At 69.7% G+C, this 20,214-nt stretch carries 19 protein-coding genes; 13 read left to right on the forward strand and 6 right to left on the reverse strand.

Annotated features, from left to right (window positions below; all coding sequences use genetic code 11):
• Positions 1-80: 80 nt before the first annotated feature.
• Together AC0LPE_RS12370 and AC0LPE_RS12375 are read right to left on the reverse strand one after the other, a co-directional pair.
• Positions 81-1,226, reverse strand: a complete 1,146-nt coding sequence (locus tag AC0LPE_RS12370; protein WP_145691989.1) for an MFS transporter — start codon at positions 1,224-1,226, stop codon at positions 81-83.
• Positions 1,223-2,122 carry a PAC2 family protein gene (locus tag AC0LPE_RS12375; protein ID WP_016690813.1) on the reverse strand — a complete coding sequence of 300 codons (900 nt, stop codon included), beginning with the start codon at positions 2,120-2,122 and terminating at the stop codon, positions 1,223-1,225. The genes AC0LPE_RS12370 and AC0LPE_RS12375 overlap by 4 nt, the downstream gene beginning before the upstream one ends.
• A 51-nt stretch (positions 2,123-2,173) precedes the next feature.
• Here AC0LPE_RS12375 and metH point away from each other — a divergent pair, with 51 nt between their 5' ends.
• The 6 genes from metH (at position 2,174) to hisG (ending at position 9,486) form a co-directional block, all read left to right on the forward strand.
• On the forward strand, positions 2,174-5,743 hold the full coding sequence (gene metH / locus AC0LPE_RS12380) for a methionine synthase (RefSeq protein WP_423660669.1): 3,570 nt from the start codon (positions 2,174-2,176) through the stop codon (positions 5,741-5,743).
• Positions 5,736-6,443, forward strand: coding sequence for an HAD family hydrolase (locus AC0LPE_RS12385; RefSeq protein ID WP_229564890.1), 708 nt, complete (start codon positions 5,736-5,738; stop codon positions 6,441-6,443). Before metH ends, AC0LPE_RS12385 begins: the two co-directional genes overlap by 8 nt.
• Before the next feature lies 1 nt (position 6,444).
• A complete protein-coding gene (gene trhO, locus AC0LPE_RS12390; protein WP_229564891.1) occupies positions 6,445-7,305 on the forward strand; it encodes an oxygen-dependent tRNA uridine(34) hydroxylase TrhO in 861 nt (286 codons plus the stop codon).
• A 4-nt stretch (positions 7,306-7,309) separates the two neighbouring features.
• Complete coding sequence (locus AC0LPE_RS12395; RefSeq protein WP_490604579.1) at positions 7,310-8,197, forward strand: pseudouridine synthase; 888 nt, start codon at positions 7,310-7,312, stop codon at positions 8,195-8,197.
• 40 nt (positions 8,198-8,237) lie between these two features.
• Entirely contained in the window at positions 8,238-8,519 is a 282-nt protein-coding gene (locus tag AC0LPE_RS12400; protein WP_170318512.1) for a phosphoribosyl-ATP diphosphatase, read from the forward strand.
• Between the two features lie 103 nt (positions 8,520-8,622).
• Positions 8,623-9,486, forward strand: coding sequence for an ATP phosphoribosyltransferase (hisG, locus tag AC0LPE_RS12405; RefSeq protein ID WP_016690818.1), 864 nt, complete (start codon positions 8,623-8,625; stop codon positions 9,484-9,486).
• A 48-nt stretch (positions 9,487-9,534) separates the two neighbouring features.
• Here hisG and AC0LPE_RS12410 read toward each other — a convergent pair whose 3' ends face one another.
• A complete protein-coding gene (locus AC0LPE_RS12410) occupies positions 9,535-10,374 on the reverse strand; it encodes a thioesterase family protein (RefSeq protein ID WP_160875342.1) in 840 nt (279 codons plus the stop codon).
• Positions 10,371-11,264, reverse strand: coding sequence for a RecB family exonuclease (locus AC0LPE_RS12415; RefSeq protein WP_490604580.1), 894 nt, complete (start codon positions 11,262-11,264; stop codon positions 10,371-10,373). Before AC0LPE_RS12415 ends, AC0LPE_RS12410 begins: the two co-directional genes overlap by 4 nt.
• Before the next feature lie 89 nt (positions 11,265-11,353).
• Between AC0LPE_RS12415 and AC0LPE_RS12420 the strand changes: the two genes are divergently transcribed.
• Positions 11,354-12,205, forward strand: a complete 852-nt coding sequence (locus tag AC0LPE_RS12420; protein WP_060653154.1) for a tRNA (adenine-N1)-methyltransferase — start codon at positions 11,354-11,356, stop codon at positions 12,203-12,205.
• A gap of 21 nt (positions 12,206-12,226) precedes the next feature.
• Here AC0LPE_RS12420 and AC0LPE_RS12425 read toward each other — a convergent pair whose 3' ends face one another.
• Positions 12,227-12,706: an MTB12 C-terminal domain-containing protein gene (locus AC0LPE_RS12425; protein ID WP_120282826.1), complete on the reverse strand. Its 480-nt coding sequence runs from the start codon at positions 12,704-12,706 to the stop codon at positions 12,227-12,229.
• 187 nt (positions 12,707-12,893) lie between these two features.
• Between AC0LPE_RS12425 and arc the strand changes: the two genes are divergently transcribed.
• The 6 genes from arc (at position 12,894) to prcA (ending at position 18,694) form a co-directional block, all read left to right on the forward strand.
• Positions 12,894-14,663: a proteasome ATPase gene (gene arc, locus AC0LPE_RS12430; protein WP_120282828.1), complete on the forward strand. Its 1,770-nt coding sequence runs from the start codon at positions 12,894-12,896 to the stop codon at positions 14,661-14,663.
• Between the two features lie 76 nt (positions 14,664-14,739).
• On the forward strand, positions 14,740-15,126 hold the full coding sequence (locus tag AC0LPE_RS12435; RefSeq protein ID WP_026060877.1) for a nitroreductase family deazaflavin-dependent oxidoreductase: 387 nt from the start codon (positions 14,740-14,742) through the stop codon (positions 15,124-15,126).
• A 55-nt stretch (positions 15,127-15,181) separates the two neighbouring features.
• Positions 15,182-16,675: a depupylase/deamidase Dop gene (gene dop / locus AC0LPE_RS12440; protein ID WP_490604581.1), complete on the forward strand. Its 1,494-nt coding sequence runs from the start codon at positions 15,182-15,184 to the stop codon at positions 16,673-16,675.
• Positions 16,676-16,842: 167 nt separating this feature from the next.
• Complete coding sequence (locus AC0LPE_RS12445) at positions 16,843-17,034, forward strand: ubiquitin-like protein Pup (protein ID WP_006552173.1); 192 nt, start codon at positions 16,843-16,845, stop codon at positions 17,032-17,034.
• Entirely contained in the window at positions 17,031-17,885 is an 855-nt protein-coding gene (gene prcB / locus AC0LPE_RS12450) for a proteasome subunit beta (RefSeq protein WP_423660679.1), read from the forward strand. The genes AC0LPE_RS12445 and prcB overlap by 4 nt, the downstream gene beginning before the upstream one ends.
• A complete protein-coding gene (gene prcA / locus AC0LPE_RS12455) occupies positions 17,882-18,694 on the forward strand; it encodes a proteasome subunit alpha (protein ID WP_229564896.1) in 813 nt (270 codons plus the stop codon). Before prcB ends, prcA begins: the two co-directional genes overlap by 4 nt.
• Here prcA and AC0LPE_RS12460 read toward each other — a convergent pair.
• Positions 18,595-20,193 (reverse strand): bifunctional phosphatase PAP2/diacylglycerol kinase family protein, encoded by a 1,599-nt coding sequence (locus tag AC0LPE_RS12460; protein WP_229564897.1) that lies wholly within the window; start codon positions 20,191-20,193, stop codon positions 18,595-18,597. The two genes, prcA and AC0LPE_RS12460, sit on opposite strands and share 100 nt — an antisense overlap.
• Positions 20,194-20,214 lie beyond the last annotated feature (21 nt).

Below are 20,214 nucleotides of genomic sequence, written 5' to 3' on the forward strand. Positions count from 1 at the left end.
TCCTCCTCCTTCTCATCCCCGTCACCACCCATCGAGGCCACCGCCACCAACACCTCAACAGCCGAGAGGGCAGGCCGCCATCAGCGGTCCGAAGCCTCCGGACGCCGAGTCATGGCCAGGGGGACGAGCACACCGAGCAGTGCGGCGGGCAGCAGGAACGCGAGGACCGGGTCGGCGCCGTACACCGGTGTCAGCAGGAGAGGGGAGAAGGCCGCACCGCCGAACCGGAAGGCCTGCACGACGGACACCGCGCCACCGCGGTTGCCGCCCGGCCCGCCGAGTACCGCGGCGTTGACCCCGACGAGGATGAACTGCGAAGCGATGCCCGCCAGGAACCATGCGACGCCGAGCACGACGAGCCACGGGACGGTACCGACGACCACGACCAGCGCTGCGCCGCTCACCGCGCCGATGAGCACGATCGCGCGGGCACCGACGCGGTCGATGAGCATCCCGACCGGTCGGGAACTGAGGATGCCGGCGAGACCGAACACGGTGAGTACCACGCCGCGTTCGGACGGGGACAACCCGAAGTCGTCCTCGACCCGGAAGGCGAGGAGGAACCCGAGTCCGCCGAGCGCACCCCAGCCGAGCAACGCGACCAGCCCGATACGCAGAACGCGCGGAGTGAGCGCGTCGCGCAGACGGACCCGGGTGGTACCGGACGGGTCGTCGCGCACCGAGTCGGGCAGCCCGGCGAGCGCCAGGAGCAGCGCGGCGCCGGCGAGCACGACGAACGCCCACCGCCAGCTCACCTCGGCGGCGAGACCGCCGATCAGCGGGGCGACGGTCTGGCCGGCGGCCTGCATCGCCCCGAACAACCCGAGCGCGCGCCCGAGCCTGTCCTTCGGGGTGATGACGGCCAGCGCCGCGAGCAGCAGCGGTGTGGTGAACGCGTTGGCCGCGCCCTGCAGCATGCGGGTGCCGATGAGCACCGAGAAGGTCGGCGCCAGCGCCGCGGCGATCGAGACCGCCGCGTAGACGAGATAGGCGGTGCGCACGGTGCGGACGCGTCCCCACCGTGCGCCGAGCGTGCCGGAGAACAGCATCGCGGCGGCGAACACACCGAGATAGGCGGTGACGGTCGTCGCGGCCGTGCCGGTGGAAACACCGGTGTCGGCGCCGATCTCCGGGAGCATCGACACCACGACGCTGCCGCCGAAGGGGCCGAGGAATCCTCCCGCGTACAGCGCCGTGCGCTGCAGCGGTTCGCGCAGATCTCTCACCTGTTGAAGCCGCCGGGGCCCCGTCGCCGCAGATAGCGTTCGAACTCGGCGGCGAGGGCGTCGCCGTCGATCTTGGCGATGACTTCGGAGATGTCCTCCTCGGCCTCGGCGTCACCGCGCTCCTCGAGGGTGCGCACGTACTCGGCGATCTCCTCGTCGTCCTCGATCATGTCGGTGACGGTCTGCTCCCACTCCTCGGCGAGGAGGGGGAGTTCGCCGAGTGGCACCTCGAGGTCGAGGACGTCCTCGACGCGGCGCAGCAGCGCGACGGTGGCCTTGGGGTTCGGCGGGTTGGACACGTAGTGGGGGATCGCCGCCCAGAACGACACGGCGGGGATGCCCGCGCGCACGAAGGCGTCCTGCAGCACACCGGTGATGCCGGTGGGTCCTTCGTAGCGGGAGGTCTGCAGCTTGAAGCGTTCGGCGGCCTCGGAGCTGTAGGCGGTGCCGGTCACCGGGACGGGGCGGGTGTGCGGGGTGTCGGCGAGCAGTGCGCCGAGCAGGACGACGGTGTGGACCTCGAACTCGTCGACGAGTTCGATGATGGCGTCGCAGAAGCTGCGCCAGCGCATGCTCGGCTCGATGCCGTGCAGCAGGACGACGTCGCGGTCGCTGCCGGGCGGGGAGCACAGCGACAGTCGGGTGGTGGGCCAGTCGATCTCGCGGGTGACGCCGTCGACGAGACGGACCTGTGGCCGGTTGACCTGGTAGTCGTAGTACTCCTCGGAGTCCAGCTCGGCGAAGGGCTCGGCGTCCCAGATCAGCTCGAGGTGCTCGACGGCGCCGCTGGCGGCGTCGCCGGCGTCGTTCCACCCCTCGAAGGCGGCGACGAGCACCGGATCGCGCAGGACGGGGACGTCCTGGTCCGGGGTCTCGGGATACTCGGGTGTACTCACTCGTCCAGCCTACGACCCGGGCCGATCCGGGCGCCCACTAGTCTGAAGGGCATGTCCACCCCACTTCATTCTGTCCTGCTCGATGCGCTGACCCAGCGCGTTGTCATCGGAGACGGGGCGATGGGCACCATGTTGCAGGCCGCGGATCTCTCGCTCGACGACTTCCGCGGTTTGGAGGGGTGCAACGAGATCCTCAACGAATCTCGTCCCGATGTGATCCGGGGGATCCACCGGGCGTACTTCGAGGCCGGCGCCGACGTCGTCTCGACGAACACCTTCGGCTGCAACCTGCCCAACCTCGCCGACTACGACATCGCCGACCGCATCCGTGAGCTGTCCGAGCTCGGTACCCGCCTCGCCCGCGAGGTCGCCGACGAGATGGGTCCCGGTGCCGACGGCATGGCCCGCATGGTGATCGGGTCGATGGGTCCGGGTACAAAGCTGCCAACCCTCGGCCACGCGCCGTTCGCTGCGCTGCGCGACGCCTACGGTGAGGCGGCGCTGGGCATGCTCGACGGTGGCGCCGACGCGATCCTCGTGGAGACCTGTCAGGACCTGTTGCAGGCGAAGGCCGCGATCATCGGCAGCAAGCGGGCGATGGAGCAGGCCGGTCGCCGGATCCCGATCGTCACCCACGTGACGGTGGAGACCACCGGCACGATGCTGCTCGGCTCCGAGATCGGTGCCGCTCTGACCGCCCTCGAACCGCTCGGCATCGACCTGATCGGGTTGAACTGCGCGACCGGTCCGGCGGAGATGAGCGAGCACCTGCGGTACCTGTCGCAGCACGCGACGATCCCGGTGTCGGTGATGCCGAATGCGGGTCTGCCGGTGTTGGGCGCGAACGGTGCCGAGTACCCGCTGCAGCCGGAGGAGCTCGCCGAGGCGTTGGCCGGTTTCGTCTCCGAGTACGGGCTGACCTTCGTCGGTGGCTGCTGCGGCACCACCCCCGAGCACATCCGGCAGGTCGCCGAGGCGGTGCGCGGGGTGCAGCCGGCGCCGCGCGCCGCGCAGCCGGAGCCGGGTGTGTCGTCGCTGTACACCTCGGTGCCGTTCGAGCAGGACGCGTCGATCCTGATGATCGGTGAGCGCACCAACACGAACGGGTCGAAGGCGTTCCGGGAGGCGATGCTCGCCGCGGATTGGCAGAAGTGCCTGGACATTGCGAAGGACCAGATCCGCGACGGGGCGCACATGCTGGATCTGAACGTCGACTACGTCGGGCGCGACGGGGCGGCGGACATGGCGGAGTTGGCGTCGCGGTTCGCGACGTCGTCGACGTTGCCGATCATGATCGACTCGACGGAGCCGGACGTGATCAAGGCGGGCCTCGAGCATCTCGGTGGCCGCTGCGCGGTGAACTCGGTGAACTACGAGGACGGTGACGGCCCGGGTTCGCGGTTCGAGCGGATCATGGAGCACGTCGTCGAGCACGGCGCAGCGGTGGTCGCGCTGACGATCGACGAGGAGGGCCAGGCCCGAACCGCCGAGCACAAGGTGCGCATCGCCGAGCGGCTGATCGCGGATCTGACCGGCAAGTGGGGGTTGTCGCCGCAGGACATCATCGTCGATGCGTTGACCTTCCCGATCTCGACGGGTCAGGAGGAGGTGCGGCGCGATGCGATCGAGACGATCGAGGCGATCCGCCGCATCCACGAGGCGCATCCGGAGGTGCACTTCACCCTCGGTGTCTCGAATGTGTCGTTCGGTCTGAATCCGGCGGCGCGGCAGGTGCTGAACTCGGTGTTCCTGAACGAGTGCACCGAGGCAGGGCTGGACACGGCGATCGTGCACGCGTCGAAGATCCTGCCGATGGCGCGGATCCCGGAGGAGCAGCGGCAGGTCGCTCTGGATCTGGTGTACGACCGGCGCAGCGAGGGTTACGACCCGCTGCAGAAGCTGATGGAGCTGTTCGAGGGAGTGTCGGCGGCGTCGGCACGCGAGTCGCGGGCGCAGGAGCTGGCGGCGTTGCCGTTGTTCGAGCGGCTCGAGCGGCGCATCGTCGACGGCGAGCGCAACGGTCTCGAGGACGATCTGACCGAGGCGATGGAGACCACCCCGCCGCTGGCGATCATCAACGACACGCTGCTGTCGGGCATGAAGACGGTCGGTGAGCTGTTCGGGTCGGGGCAGATGCAGTTGCCGTTCGTGCTGCAGTCCGCCGAGGTGATGAAGACCGCGGTGGCGTTCCTGGAGCCGCACATGGAGTCGACCGGTGACGAGGGCAAGGGCCGGATCGTGCTGGCGACGGTCAAGGGCGATGTGCACGACATCGGCAAGAATCTCGTGGACATCATCCTGTCGAACAACGGCTACGAGGTGGTCAACCTCGGTATCAAGCAGCCGATCGCGACGATTCTCGATGCGGCGGTGGACAAGCGCGCCGATGTGATCGGCATGTCAGGTCTGCTGGTGAAGTCGACGGTGGTGATGAAGGAGAACCTCGAGGAGCTCAACGCTCGCGGGGTCGCCGAGCAGTTCCCGGTGTTGCTCGGTGGTGCGGCGCTGACCCGTAGCTACGTCGAGAACGATCTGGCGGAGGTCTACGAGGGCAAGGTGTCGTACGCGCGCGATGCGTTCGAGGGTCTGTCGTTGATGGATCGGGTCATGGCCGAGAAGCGCGGTGAGGGTCCGGCGCCGGACAGCCCGGAGGCGATCGAGGCCGCCCGTAAGGCCGCCGAGCGCAAGGAGCGGCACGAGCGCAGCAAGCGGATCGCGGAGAAGCGCAAGGCCGCGGAGACACCGGTGGAGATCCCCGAGCGCAGTGATGTCGCGAAGGATCTGCCGGTGCCGACGCCGCCCTTCTGGGGCACCCGGGTGATCAAGGGCATCCCGCTGGCGGACTATGCGGCGCTGATCGACGAGCGTGCACTGTTCCTGGGGCAGTGGGGGCTGCGCGGGCAGCGCGGCGGCGACGGCCCGAGCTACGAGGAGCTCGTGGAGACCGAGGGCCGGCCGCGGTTGCGGTACTGGCTGGACCGGTTGGCGACCGAGGGCATCCTGCAGCACGCCGCGGTGGTGTACGGCTACTTCCCGGCGGTGTCCGAGGGTGACGACGTGGTGGTGCTGACCGAGCCGCGTCCGGATGCTCCCGAGCGCTACCGGTTCACCTTCCCGCGGCAGCAGCGTTCGCGGTTCCTGTGCATCGCCGATTTCGTGCGGTCGCGGGAGGATGCGATCGCGTCGGGTCAGGTGGATGTGTGGCCGTTCCAGCTGGTGACGATGGGCCAGCCGATCGCGGACTTCGCGAACGAGCTGTTCGCGTCGAACTCGTACCGCGACTATCTCGAGGTGCACGGCATCGGTGTGCAGCTGACCGAGGCGCTGGCCGAGTACTGGCATCGGCGGGTGCGGCAGGAGCTGGCGTTCGCCGAGGGCGGCACGGCCGCGGACGAGGATCCGGAGGAGGTCGCGGAGTACTTCAAGCTCGCCTACCGCGGCGCCCGGTTCGCGTTCGGTTACGGCGCGTGCCCGAATCTCGAGGATCGCATCAAGCTGGTCGAGTTGCTCGAACCCGAGCGGATCGGGGTGGAGCTGTCGGAGGAGCTTCAGTTGCATCCCGAGCAGTCCACCGATGCGTTCGTGCTGCACCACCCGGAGGCGAAGTACTTCAATGTCTGATCGGGTGGAGGCGCCGCTCGCGGTGCAGACCGGTGCGCTGCGGGCGGTGCTGTGGGACATGGACGGCACCCTGCTCGAATCGGAACGCTTGTGGGACATCGGGATGCACGAGTTGTCGTTGCATCTCGGTGGGCCGATGAGCGACGAGACCCGCATCTCCACGATCGGGGGTCCGATGGATCTGGCGGTGTTGCGCACCTTCGCCGGGTTGGGTCTGGACCCGACCCCGGACGAGGCGGCGGCTGCGGCGGCGTGGCTGACCGACTACATGGGCCGGTTGTTCGCCGACGGGCTCACGTGGCGGCCCGGCGCGCAGGCCGCGCTGCGCACCGTCCGTGAGGCCGGATTGGGGTCGGTGCTGGTGACCAACACCGAGCGGGCGTTGTGCGAGGTGGCCCTCGAAACTCTGGGCCGTGAGCTTTTCGATCATTCGGTGTGCGGCGACGAGGTGCCGGCCGGCAAACCGGATCCGGCGCCCTACCTGCGGGCGGCGGAGCTGCTCGGTCTGGATCCGGCGCAGTGCCTGGCGGTGGAGGATTCCCCGACCGGGGCGGCCGCGGCGGATGCGGCCGGGTGCACGGTGCTGGTGGTGCCGTCGCTGGTGGATGTGCCCGGCTCGGAGCGGCGGGTGTTCCGATCGACGCTCGAGGGGTTGAGCGCCGAGGATCTGCACGAGCTGCACGGTGCGGGGGTGCCCTGAGGTGGCGGTCCCGAAGATCGTGCTGTTCTACAAGTTCACCCCGCTGCCCGACCCGGAGGCGATCCGGTTGTGGCAGCACACTCTGGCGTCGTCGCTGGGGTTGACCGGGCGGATCCTGATCTCCGAGCACGGCATCAACGGCACCGTCGGCGGTGACATCGCCGACGTGAAGAAGTACGTACGCGGGTTGCGCGGCTATGCGGCGTTCAAGGACACCGACATCAAGTGGTCCGACGGCACCGGCGACGACTTTCCGCGGCTGTCGGTGAAGGTGCGTCCGGAGATCGTGACGTTCGGGGTGCCCGACGAGGTGAAGGTCGACGAGCACGGCATCGTCGACGGCGGCACCCATCTGTCGCCGCACGGCGTGCACGAGTTGGTCGCCGAGCGCGGCGACGAGGTGGTGTTCTTCGACGGCCGCAACCGCTTCGAGGCGCAGATCGGCCGGTTCCGGGATGCGATCGTGCCGGACGTGGCCACGACCCGCGATTTCGTCGCCGAGCTCGACAGTGGACGCTACGACCATCTCAAGGGCCGCCCGGTGGTGACCTACTGCACCGGTGGGGTGCGCTGCGAGGTGCTGTCGGCGTTGATGCGCAACCGCGGGTTCGAGGAGGTCTACCAGCTCGACGGTGGCATCGTCCGCTACGGCGAGACCTTCGGCGACGAGGGTCTGTGGGAGGGTTCGCTGTACGTCTTCGACGGGCGGATGAACGTCGAGTTCAGCGACGAGGCGACGGTGATCGGCCGCTGCACCCTGTGCGGGACGCCGACCTCGCGGTACCGGAACCATCCGGAGATCCACGGCCGGGAGTTGACCCTGGTGTGCGAGGGCTGCGTCCCGGACCCCGTGGAGGCGTAGACCGGTGCGTGCTGCACCGCTGCCGGTGCGCGACGGGCTCGGCCCCGACCGCATCCGGATGCCCGCCGACGTCGACGCGGCCACGATCGTCGAGTTCCTGCAGGCCGGCCATCCCGAGGAGGACTGGGCGGCGCACATGGCCGCGGGCGAGCTGGTCGACGAGCACGGCCGCCGCATCGATGCGCGCACGCCGTATCAGCCGACGCGGTTCGTGTACTTCTACCGCGATCCGGCGCCGGAGGTGCCGGTGCCGTTCCCGGTGCGCGTCCTGCACCGGGAGGACGGTCTCGTCGTCGTCGACAAACCGCATTTCCTGGCGACGATCCCGCGCGGAGCGCACATCCGCGAGTCGGTGGTGGTGCGGTTGCGGCGCGAGCTGGAGCTGCCGCATCTGGTGCCGGTGCACCGTTTGGACCGGATGACCGCCGGGGTGCTGCTGTGCACCACGGATCCGGCGTGGCGGCGGCCCTATCAGGAGTTGTTCGAGCGGCAGCGGGTGCGCAAGGTGTACGAGGCGGTCGCCGGCTACCACCCGGACCTGTCGTTCCCGCAGGTGGTGCGCACCCGGATCGTGAAGCGGCACAGGGAGTTGACGGCCGAGCAGTTCGCCGACGAACCGAATTCGGAGACGCGCATCGAGTTGGTCGAGCGGCGGGGGGAGCTGGCCCGTTATCGGTTGTTCCCGCGTACCGGCCGCACCCATCAGTTGCGGCTGCATCTGGCGTGGTTGGGGGTGCCGATCGTGGGGGACAACTTCTATCCGCGGTTCCGGCGGCGCCGCGCGGACGATTTCACCGATCCGCTGCGGTTGCTGGCGCGGTCGCTGGAGTTCACCGATCCGATCAGCGGGGTGGCGCGGCGGTTCGTCAGCGGACGGGAACTCGACTTCTGAGCGGGTGGTGGTGTCCTGGCTGTAGGGCCGGTGGCGGGGCATGAAACAATCGACCCCTGTGAAGACCTTCGATTCCCTGTTCGCCGAGCTGTCCGAACGCGCCGCGACCCGCCCCGAGGGCTCCGGCACCGTCGCCGCCCTGGACGCCGGCGTGCATTTCCAGGGCAAGAAGGTACTCGAAGAGGCCGGTGAGGTGTGGATCGCCGCCGAGTACCAGTCCGACGAGGAACTGTCCGAGGAGATTTCGCAGTTGCTGTACTGGGTGCAGGTGCTGATGGTGGGGCGGGGTCTGAAGCTCGAGGACGTCTACAAGCATCTGTGACGGCCGGTGGCCCGCTGTGTCGGTGCCGCCGTCCGTGCCCTGTAGGTGCCCTGTAGATCCCTTCCTCGCTTCTGCTCGTCGTTCGAAAGGACCCAATTCCGTCATGCTGCGCGTCGCAGTCCCCAACAAAGGTTCGCTGTCCGAGTCCGCCGCCGAGATCCTGCAGGAGGCCGGTTACCGTCGGCGCACCGACTCGCGGGATCTGACGGTCATCGACCCGGTCAACGACGTCGAGTTCTTCTTCCTGCGGCCGAAGGACATCGCGATCTACGTCGGTTCCGGCGAGCTGGATCTGGGGATCACCGGCCGCGATCTGGCGATGGATTCGGGGGCTCCGGTCACCGAGCGGCTGTCGCTGGGCTTCGGGTCCTCGCGTTTCCGGTACGCCGCCCCGAAGGGCCGCGATTGGTCGGTCGAGGATCTGCAGGGTCTGCGCATCGCCACCTCGTACGCGAATCTGGTGCGTCGTGATCTCGCCGCCCGCGGCATCGAAGCCGAGGTGATCCGGCTCGACGGTGCGGTGGAGATCTCCATCCAGCTCGGCGTCGCCGACGCGATCGCCGATGTGGTCGGCTCGGGCCGGACGTTGCGCCAGCACGATCTCGTCGCCTTCGGCGAGTCGCTGTGCGATTCGGAGGGTGTGCTGATCGAGCGGGAGGGTTCGGATCACTCGGATCGGGCCCGCAACCAGCTGATCGCCCGCCTCGAGGGTGTGGTCTTCGCGCAGCAGTACGTGATGATCGACTACGACTGCCCCAAGCACCTGCTCGAGCAGGCCGTCGAGGTCACGCCCGGTCTCGAGTCGCCGACGATCTCGCCGCTGGCGAACGAGAACTCGGTGGCGGTGCGGGCGATGGTGCCGCGCAAGGGCCACAACGCGGTGATGGACCGGCTCGCCGAGATCGGTGCCCGCGCCATCCTCGCGTCGAACATCCGCTCGTGCCGGGCGATGCGCGCCCCCGAATAGACGCGCACCGATCCCGACATCTTCGATCATCTGGTGCGGCCCCGCTGATCAGCGGGGCCGCACCTGCACGTTCTGGGCGATGCGGCCGAGCGCGCCGGTCTCGTCGTAGAGCAGACCGGCGGTCGTGCCGATCCCGTCGGGTCCGACGGACATCTCCGCGGCGATCCCCACCCAGTCCTGTTCGCGGAACTCGGGGGCGCGGAACAGGTGCACGGTCAGTTCGGTGTTGAGGAAGGTGTACTCGCGGGCGTCGAGTTTGGATCCGACACCGTTGGCGACGTCGGCGACGCTCATCAACCGGTCGAGTCCGCTGGGGGTTTCGCCTTCGACGAGGGCGATCTCGCTGCGCACCCACGCCGACGACAGGCCGGGAGCGCCGAAGGGGACGATGATGCGCCAGTCGACGGTGCCGATGTAGCCGCCCTTCCAGGCAGGATGCGGGGCACTGGCTTCGAAGTGGCCGGGGGCGGGCAGCGGGGTCTCCGAGGTGCGCGCGACCTGCGGCAGATCGACGGTTTCGAGGCGCCAGCCGGTGCCGCGCGCGACCGCGCGGTGGGTGCCGTCGGGGGCGGTGGCCCACAGTTCGGCGACGACCAGTTCGATGCGGCGGCCGGGTCGTTCGATGTGGGTGCGCACCTCGAGGTCGGTGAGGGGGACGGGGCCGAGCAGTTCGACGGTGAGCCGGCTCAGGCGGGTGTCGGGGCGCGGCCGGTGCCGTTCGATGGCGCGGGCGAGCAGCGCCGAGGGTGGGGCGCCGTGCTGCAGGTGCGGTCCCCAGGTGCTGACGGTGTGTTCGGTGGGGCGGAACATCGCGATCTCGACGTCGTCGACCGGGCCGGTGGGGGTGCTCGGCCGGGGGACCGGCACGTAGTAGGCGGCGTCGCTCACTCGGGATTCTCCTGCTGCTCGATACGGTGGGGCGCACCCGACGTCGACGGTATCGACTGGATCGACGGTGTCGCAACGCCGTCGAGGGGATACGGCGGTGGGGTACCGCCGAACGCCGGGCACAATGCCCGATGATCGCACCACCGGCAACCGGGGCCGGGATTGGGGCGGAAGTCGCCGCTTCTGCGCAATTGCCGGATCGTCGCCCACATCGCGCGCACGATCCGTTCGAAGCGGCGCAGTTCCTCGGGGTCGGGCCGGTAGTGCAGCACCTGTCCGTCGCCGAGATACAGCAGCCGCAGCGAGGCCGGGACGATGCCGCGTTGCCGCCACAGGATCAGCGCGTAGAACTTCAGCTGGAACAGCGCCGCCCGCTCGCCGCGCAGCGAGGGGGCGCGGCCGGTCTTGTAGTCGACGACGTGCACCGCCCCGGTGGCGTCGACATCGAGGCGGTCGATGATGCCGCGCAAGGGGACGTCGCCGTCGAGGGTGGTCTCCACCCGCAGTTCGCAGCCGTCGGCGGTGACGGCGGTGGGGTCCTCGACGGTGAAGTAGGTGTCCAGCAGCGCGGCGGCCTCGGCGAGGAAGGCCGCGTCGTCGGTGTCGACGCCGAGATCGGGGGTGGCGGCGAGGACCCGGGCCAGGGCGTCGGGCAGCAGGGTCTGCGCGGCGGTGGCGGTGCGGGCCGGTCCGTCGAGGCCGAACAGTGCTTCGAGGGCGGCGTGCACGACGGTGCCGCGCGCCTGGGCGCGGGTCGGCGGTGCGGTGAGCCGGTCGACGGCCTTGAAGCGGTAGAGCAGCGGGCAGCGGGTGAAGTCGGCGGCCCGGGAGGGGGACAGGGCGACCGGCCGCGTGGTGTCGGTGGGGGGTGTGGGTGCAGCTGTGGTCACACCTGGCAGGCTAGGACGCGGGTCCGACACGGTGCCGGACCCGCGTGCCCGATCCCGGGTGCGGGGCTGGAACGAAGGTGGACACGGCGATGGCAGTAGGCGGACTCGGGCGCAGCGGACCCTTCCAGGTGGGGGACCGGGTGCAGTTGACCGACGCCAAGGGCCGCAAGTACACCGTGGTGCTCGAACCGGGTAAGGAGTTCCACACCCATCGCGGCGGGATCCTGCACGACGATCTGATCGGCACCGACGAGGGTGTGGTGGTCACCTCCACCAACGGCACCCCCTATCTGGCGTTGCGTCCGCTGCTCGTCGACTACGTGATGTCGATGCCGCGCGGCGCGCAGGTGATCTACCCGAAGGACGCCGCGCAGATCGTGCAGGAGGGCGACATCTTCCCCGGTGCGACGGTGCTCGAGGCCGGCGCCGGCTCCGGTGCGCTGACGTGTTCGCTGCTGCGCGCGGTCGGGGAGAGCGGCCGGGTGATCTCCTATGAGGTGCGCGAGGACCATCTCGAATACGCCGAGCGCAATGTCGACACCTTCTTCGGGGAGCGCCCGGCGAACTGGACGACGGTGCTCGGGGATCTGGCGGACTACGACGTCGAGAAGTACGGCCGTGTGGACCGGGTGGTGCTGGACATGCTCGCCCCCTGGGATGTGCTCGAGACGGTGAAGAAGGCGCTGGTACCCGGCGGGGTGCTCATCGTCTACGTGGCGACGACGACGCAGCTGTCGCGGGTGGTCGAGGCGATGCGGGAGCAGACCTGCTGGACCGAGCCGCGCTCGTGGGAGTCGATGGTGCGCGGGTGGCACGTGGTGGGGCTGGCGGTACGTCCCGAGCATCGGATGCAGGGGCACACGGCGTTCCTGGTCAGTGCCCGGCGTCTGCAGGACGGGGTGGAGACCCCGAAGCCGCAGCGTCGGCCCAGCAAGGGCTGAGCCGACGCCGACCGGCGGGGGTTATTCGCAGCTGAGCGTGCCCATGGCCAGGATCGAGCAGGCGCTCTCGTCGGCGATGACCCAGGTGCCGTCGATCTGCTCGAAGGTCAGCGGCATCGGGGCGCCGCCGTGCGGGCCGGCGACCTCGGTGGTCGCGGTGACGGTGTCGGCGTCGACCGTGGTGATCTCGCCGACGGTGCCGGTGAGCGGGTAGCCGGCGAGCACTCCGGTGAACTGGTCGAGCACGGCGGTGCGCGCGGTGCCGTTCTCCACGACCGCGGCGCGGTCCTCGGTGGTGGCGGCCGGGTCGAAGAACACGTCGATCTGTTCCTGCAGCTGCTCGACGGTGACCGCGGCGGTCACGGTGGTGCTGGTGGTCGTCGTCGCGCTGGTCGTGGTGGCGGTGTCGTCGCCGGCGTCGTCGGAGCTGCAGCCGGTCAGGGCGGTGAGGGCGGCGATCGCGGTGGCGGCGCAGAGTGTGCGGACTGGACGTGGGGTCACGGAGGAGTACCTTTCGAGAGAAACGGTCGACGCACGATATTTAGGGCAGCCTAACAGCGTGTCGGGTGTGCGGTGCCATGGCGCGTCCCACACGCGACACATGTTCGGAACACGACTGTTTCGTGTCCTCCCCCATGTGGGGCGATGTCCCGGTAGCGTGGAATGACCGACAGTGGAGGGAGTCGCTATGAGCTCGTCAGAGAAGCCGGATGCGGTTGCGGCGGCACGCGAAATCGAAGAGTTGCGCGCAGAGGTGGCGACCTTGCGTCGTCGGCTCGGCGAACCGTCCGATCAGGTACGCGACCTCGAAGCCCGGCTCGAGTCCCTCACGGTCCGCAACGGCAAACTGCTCGAGACCCTCAAGGATGCGCGCCAGCAGCTGATCACGCTGCGCGAGGAGGTCGACCGGCTGGCCCAGCCGCCGAGCGGCTACGGGGTGCTGCTCGAGACGTTCGACGATCAGACCGTCGACGTGTTCACCTCGGGCCGCAAGATGCGGGTCGCGGTGTCCCCGAATCTCGAACTCGACACCTTCCGGCCCGGTCAGACGGTGCGGTTGAACGAGGCGTTGACCGTCGTGGAGGTCGGTGGGTTCGAGCGCGTCGGCGAGATCACCACCCTGCGGGAGGTGCTCGACGACGGCACCCGCGCGCTGGTGGTCGGGCACGCCGACGAGGAACGCATCGTGTGGCTGGCGGCCCCGCTCGCCGCGGCCGCCGCCGACGACAGGACCGATGTGCTCGTCGACGACGAGAACTCGTTCACGCTGCGCCCGGGTGATTCGCTGCTGGTCGACAGCAAGGCCGGCTACGCCTTCGAACGGATCCCCAAGGCCGAGGTCGAGGATCTCGTGCTCGAGGAGGTCCCGGACGTCGGCTACAGCGACATCGGTGGCCTGGGCCGGCAGATCGAGCAGATCCGCGACGCGGTGGAGCTGCCGTTCCTGCACAAGGATCTGTTCCGCGAGTACTCGCTGCGCCCGCCGAAGGGTGTGCTGCTGTACGGCCCGCCCGGTTGCGGTAAGACCCTGATCGCGAAGGCGGTCGCGAACTCGCTGGCGAAGAAGATCGCCGAGGCCCGCGGCGACGATTCGAAGGAAGCGAAGTCGTTCTTCCTCAACATCAAGGGCCCGGAGCTGCTGAACAAGTTCGTCGGTGAGACCGAGCGGCACATCCGGTTGATCTTCCAGCGGGCCCGGGAGAAGGCGTCCGAGGGCACGCCGGTGATCGTGTTCTTCGACGAGATGGACTCGATCTTCCGCACCCGCGGTTCCGGTGTGTCCTCCGATGTGGAGACCACGGTGGTGCCGCAGCTGCTCGCCGAGATCGACGGTGTCGAAGGGCTCGAGAACGTCATCGTCATCGGTGCGTCGAACCGTGAGGACATGATCGACCCGGCGATCCTGCGGCCCGGCCGCCTCGACGTGAAGATCAAGATCGAGCGTCCGGACGCGGAGGCCGCGCAGGACATCTTCTCGAAGTACCTGACCGAGAGCCTGCCGGTGCACGCCGACGATCTCGCCGAGTTCGGCGGCGATCGGGTCGCGTGCGTGCGGGCGATGATCGAGCGGGTCGTCGAGCGGATGTACGCCGAGTCCGAGGACAACCGGTTCCTCGAGGTCACCTACGCCAACGGTGACAAGGAGGTCCTGTACTTCAAGGACTTCAACTCCGGCGCGATGATCCAGAACATCGTCGACCGGGCGAAGAAGTACGCGATCAAGTCGGTGCTCGAGACCGGGGCACCCGGTCTGCGGGTGCAGCACCTGCTCGATTCGATCGTCGACGAGTTCGCCGAGAACGAGGACCTGCCCAACACCACGAATCCGGACGACTGGGCCCGGATCTCGGGGAAGAAGGGCGAGCGGATCGTGTACATCCGCACCCTGGTCACCGGCAAGAACGCCAGCGCGAGCCGCGCGATCGACACCGAGTCGAACACCGGCCAGTACCTGTAGGAATCGACCCGCGACGGCCGGGCCTTCCCTCCTCCGGAAGGTCCGGCCGTCGCGGCCTATCGGGGGAGGACCGACCGTGCCGTTGCCGCGCACCATGGCCCGGTTCAACAAGATCGTCACCAACCGGGTCACCACACCCTTCGCGCAGCTGCTGCCGGGCACCGCGGTGGTCGAACATCGCGGGCGCCGCTCGGGCCGGGTGTTCCGCACCCCGGTGCTGCTGTTCGGTGTCGGCGACGATCTGCGGATCGCGTTGACCTACGGCGCCGACACCGACTGGGTGCGCAACGTGTGCGCCGCCGGCGAGGCGGTGGTGCACACTCGGGGCAGGGCCATCCCGGTGCGCGACCCGCGGCTCGGGACCGACCGGCAGGCGAGCTGGGCGCCGCTGCCGGTGCGGGTGGCGCTGCAGGCGATCGGCGCGCACGGCTATCTGGACTGCACCCCGCAGCCGCACCGCTGACCGGTGGCGGGGCTGTTCACGACCGTGAGCGTCCGGATCGCCTAGGCTCGAGGGCATGCAGCGGATCATCGGTATCGAGGTCGAGTACGGGATCTCCTCACCCAACGAGCCATCGGCGAACCCGATCCTGACCTCCACGCAGGCGGTGCTGGCCTACGCGGCCGCCGAAGGGGTGCCGCGCGCACGGCGCACCCGCTGGGACTACGAGGTCGAATCACCCCTGCGCGACGCGCGGGGCTTCGATCTGGGCCGGTTCAACGGCCCGGCCCCGGTCATCGACGCCGACGAGGTCGGCGCCGCGAACATGATCCTCACCAACGGCGCTCGCCTGTACGTCGACCACGCCCACCCCGAATACTCCGCCCCGGAGGTCGCCGACCCCCTCGACGCGGTGATCTGGGACAAGGCCGGCGAACGGGTGATGGAGGCCGCCGCCCGGCACGCGTCGAGTGTGCCCGGCGCACCCCGGCTGCAGCTGTACAAGAACAACGTCGACGGCAAGGGCGCCTCCTACGGCACCCACGAGAACTACCTGATGGACCGCGAGACCCCGTTCTCCGCGGTGGTCGCGGGCCTGATCCCGTTCTTCGTCTCCCGGCAGGTCATCACCGGCTCCGGACGCGTCGGCATCGGCCAGTCCGGTGACGAGCCCGGTTTCCAGCTCTCGCAGCGCGCCGACTACATCGAGGTCGAGGTCGGTCTCGAGACCACCCTCAAGCGCGGCATCATCAACACCCGCGACGAACCGCACGCCGACGCCGACAAGTACCGGCGCCTGCACGTGATCATCGGCGACGCGAACCTGGCGGAGATGTCCACCTACCTCAAGGTCGGCACCACCGCGCTGGTGCTCGACCTGATCGAGGCCGGCGTCGACCTGTCCGATCTGCAGCTCGCCCGCCCGGTCACCGCGGTGCACCACATCAGCCACGACCCGTCGCTGCGCAAGACCGTCGCGCTCGCCGACGGCCGGGAGCTGACAGGCCTGGCGCTGCAGCGGATCTACCACGAGCGGGTCGCGAAGTTCCACGACGGCACCGAGGACGAGCGGATCCTCGACATCCTCGACAAGTGGGCGATGGTGCTCGACCTGCTCGAACGCGACCCGATGGAATGCGCCGACCTGCTGGACTGGCCCGCGAAGCTGCGGCTGCTCGAGGGCTTCCGCAACCGCGAGGGACTGTCCTGGTCGGCGCCGCGCCTGCACATGGTCGACCTGCAGTACTCGGATGTGCGCCTGGACAAGGGCCTGTACAACCGGCTCGTGGCCCGCGGGTCGATGCAGCGGCTGGTGTCCGAGCAGCAGGTCCTCGATGCGGTGCACACCCCGCCGTCGGACACCCGCGCCTACTTCCGCGGCGAGTGCCTGCGCCGTTTCGGTGCCGATATCGCGGCGGCGAGCTGGGATTCGGTGATCTTCGATCTCGGTCGCGAGTCGCTGGTGCGCATCCCGACGCTCGAGCCGCTGCGCGGCAGCCGCGCGCATGTCGGGGAGCTGCTCGAGACGGCGCAGTCGGCGGCGGAGTTGGTCGATCAGCTCACCCACTGACCCCCCGGCCCGGCAGGGGTGCGGTGGCCGGATCACAGGTCGCGAGTACGCGTGTCGCCACCGGTGGACCGCTTCGCTGGGTAGGGTAGGAGTTCGAAGCAGCGGTGACCACACCGATCGTCGACCGGTGACGGTTCCGCGCCGAGTACAGGAGGAGGTCGGCGGCTATGGCACAGGAGCAGACCACACGCGGTGGCGGCGGAGACGACGACGAGGTCGTCGGTGACGGCGGTGCCGGTCAGGAGCGTCGCGAGAAGCTCGCCTCGGACACCGACGATCTTCTCGACGAGATCGACGACGTGCTCGAGGAGAACGCGGAGGACTTCGTGCGGGCATATGTGCAGAAAGGTGGCCAGTGACAGCCGAACGATCCTCTCTTCCCTACCGCGAGGTGCAGCCGAAGCTGCACCTCGCGTCGCCCTTGTCGTCGTTCTCCGACCACCTGCGGATGCACGCCCCGGAGATGCTGCCGGAGAACCGGTTCCGGTTCGAACGAGGTGACCACGTGGACCTCGCCCCGCACGGCACCACCATCGTGGCGCTGACCTTCGACGGGGGTGTGCTCATCGCCGGCGACCGGCGCGCGACCATGGGCAACCTGATCGCCTCCCGCGACGTCGACAAGGTGTTCATCACCGACAACTATTCGGCGGCCGGCATCGCCGGCACCGCGGGCCTGGCGATCGAGCTCGTGCGACTGTTCGCGGTCGAACTCGAGCACTACGAGAAGATCGAAGGTGTGCCGCTGACCTTCGACGGCAAGGCCAATCGGCTCTCGTCGATGGTGCGCGGCAATCTCGGTGCGGCCATGCAGGGCCTGGCCGTGGTGCCGTTGCTGGTCGGTTTCGACCTCGACGCGTCCGATGCGCACCGCGCCGGGCGGATCGTGTCCTACGACGTGGTCGGGGGCCGCTACGAAGAGCGCGCCGGCTACCACGCGGTCGGCTCCGGATCGTTGTTCGCCCGCTCGTCGCTCAAGAAGCTCTACCGCGCCGACGCCGACGAGCAGAGCGCGTTGCGCAGCGCCGTCGAGTCGCTGTACGACGCGGCCGACGACGACACCGCCACCGGTGGTCCCGACACCACCCGCGGGATCTACCCGACGGCGGTGGTGATCACCGCGGCCGGGGCCGTGGCCGTCGCGGAGGAAACCCTGTCCGAGCTGGCCCGCACCATCGTGGCCGACCGCACCGCAGGAGATGCCCGGTGACACTTCCGTACTATGCGTCCGCCGAGCAGATCATGCGCGATCGCTCGGAGCTGGCCCGTAAGGGCATCGCCCGGGGCCGGTCGGTGATCGCGTTGACCTACGCCGACGGTGTGCTGCTGGTGGCGGAGAATCCGTCGAAGGCGCTGCACAAGATCAGCGAACTGTACGACCGGGTCGGTTTCGCCGCCGTCGGCAAGTACAACGAGTTCGAGAATCTGCGGCGCGCCGGGATCATGCACGCCGACATGCGCGGCTACTCCTACGACCGGCGGGACGTGACCGGGCGGGCGCTGGCGAACGCCTACGCGCAGACCCTCGGCACGATCTTCACCGAGCAGCCCAAGCCGTACGAGGTGGAGATCTGCGTCGCCGAGGTCGGGCGCGCCGACACCGAGGACGGCCCGCAGCTGTACCGCATCACCTACGACGGGTCGATCGTCGACGAACCGCAGTTCGTGGTGATGGGCGGCAACACCGAACCGATCGTCACCGCGCTGCGCTCGTCGTACACGGGGGGTCTGCCGCTCGACGAGGCGGTCGCCGTGGCGGTGACCGCGCTGCAGCAGCCCGCCACCGCCGATGCGGCGCCGCGGGTGCTCGGCCGCGGGGAACTCGAGGTCGCGGTGCTCGAGAAGCAGCGGCCGCGCCGCGCCTTCCGGCGTATCTCGGGGGCGGCGCTCGACGCGCTGCTGCCCAGCACCGGGTCTGCTCAGGCGGCGCCGTCGGAGACGCCCGCCGATCCGGCCCCCGAGTCGGGGTCCGAGACCGCGACCGGCTCGGAGACCGGGTCCGGTCCCGACGCGGGCTGATCCGCCGCGAGCCGATAGACCGTCAACGCCGACGGCACCACCTCGAAGTCGAAACCGGTGCCGTCGGCGAGGACCTCCCCGTCGGTGGCCAACGCCACCGGATCCCCGATGACCTCCACCGACAGGCCCGGGATGTGCCGCTGCCGATACATCGGTGACGCGCCGAGGGTGCCGGTCGCCGCAGCGAGGAGCAGTCGCAGCCGCGAGAACCGGCTCTCCGCGGGCAGATACCGCACGTCGAGGGTGCCCCGATCCAGATGGGCGCGGGACATCGGCACCTGATCCGCCGGGGTGTAGTGGCCGTTGCCGACGAACAGCAACCACACCGCCCGCCCCGCCCCGTCGATCCGCACGGGCATCGGGCTCGCCGTGCGCAGCACCGCGAGCATCGCCAGGCCCGCCGCCGGCCACTTGCCGATCCGCGGTTCCCAGTGCTCCCGCAACCGCACCGCATCCGGATAGCCGCCGAGGCTGGCGGTGTTGACGAACCGCCGCACCGTGCGCCCGTCCGGCCCGGTCACCGTGACCTGACCGAGCCCGACGGCCACCGCCTGCCCGGCGGTGACCGCCCGCACCGTCTCCTCCAGGTCCACCACGCCGAGGTCGAGCGCGAAATGGTTGAGGGTGCCGCCGGGGAACACCGCCACCGGCAGCCGCGCGTCGACGGCGACGTCGAGCACCGCCGCGACCGTGCCGTCCCCGCCGCACACTCCCACCGCCTGCGGCCGATGTTCGGTCAGCAGACGTTCCAGCTGCTCCGCCGGATCGCCGTCGGGATCCAGATCGACGCGCCGCACCCCCGGCAGCGCGGCGGTGACGGCCGCGGCGATCTCCTCGGCGGTCCCGGCGTCGCGGTTGACCACCAGCAGCATCCCGTCGCCGCCGGGCAGGGCGGGCGCGGCGGCCGCGACCTGCACGGTCGCCGGTTCGCGGCTGCGCACCGCCCACCAGCGGCGCGTCGACCACGCCACCGTCGCGCCGACGGCGGCGCCGACGACGACGTCGCCGGGCCAGTGCACGCCGGTGTGCACCCGCGAATAGGCCACCGCCGCGGCCAGCGGCGCCAGGACCGCCCCGGCCGCAGGGGATTCGAGCGCCACCCCGGTCGCGAACGCCGCCGCCGACGCGGCGTGCCCGGACGGGAACGACGACGAGCGGGGGATCGGCACACTGCGGCGCCGGAACTTCGGGTCGGTGCGCGCCGGGGGCCGGCGGCGCGGCAACAGCGGTTTGAGCAGCCCGTTGGTCAGGGCGCTGGCCCCGGCCACCGACAGCAGACCCCGCACCGCACCGCGGCGGGCGTGACCACCGACAGCGGCGCACACCGCGGCGCACGCCACCCACAGCACACTGTGGTTGGCGGCGCGCCCGAGATCGCGCAGCAGTGGGTCGGCGGGGGACGCGCGCAGCGCCCCGGTGCGCTCGAACAGGGCCCGGTCGGCGGTGCGGTAACGCTCGGGAACGATCACACCTCGACCGTAGATGTCGTTGCGACCCATGGGGGTCGGGTTCGCGCGGTA

This window comes from Rhodococcus sp. S3 (genome assembly GCF_058211795.1).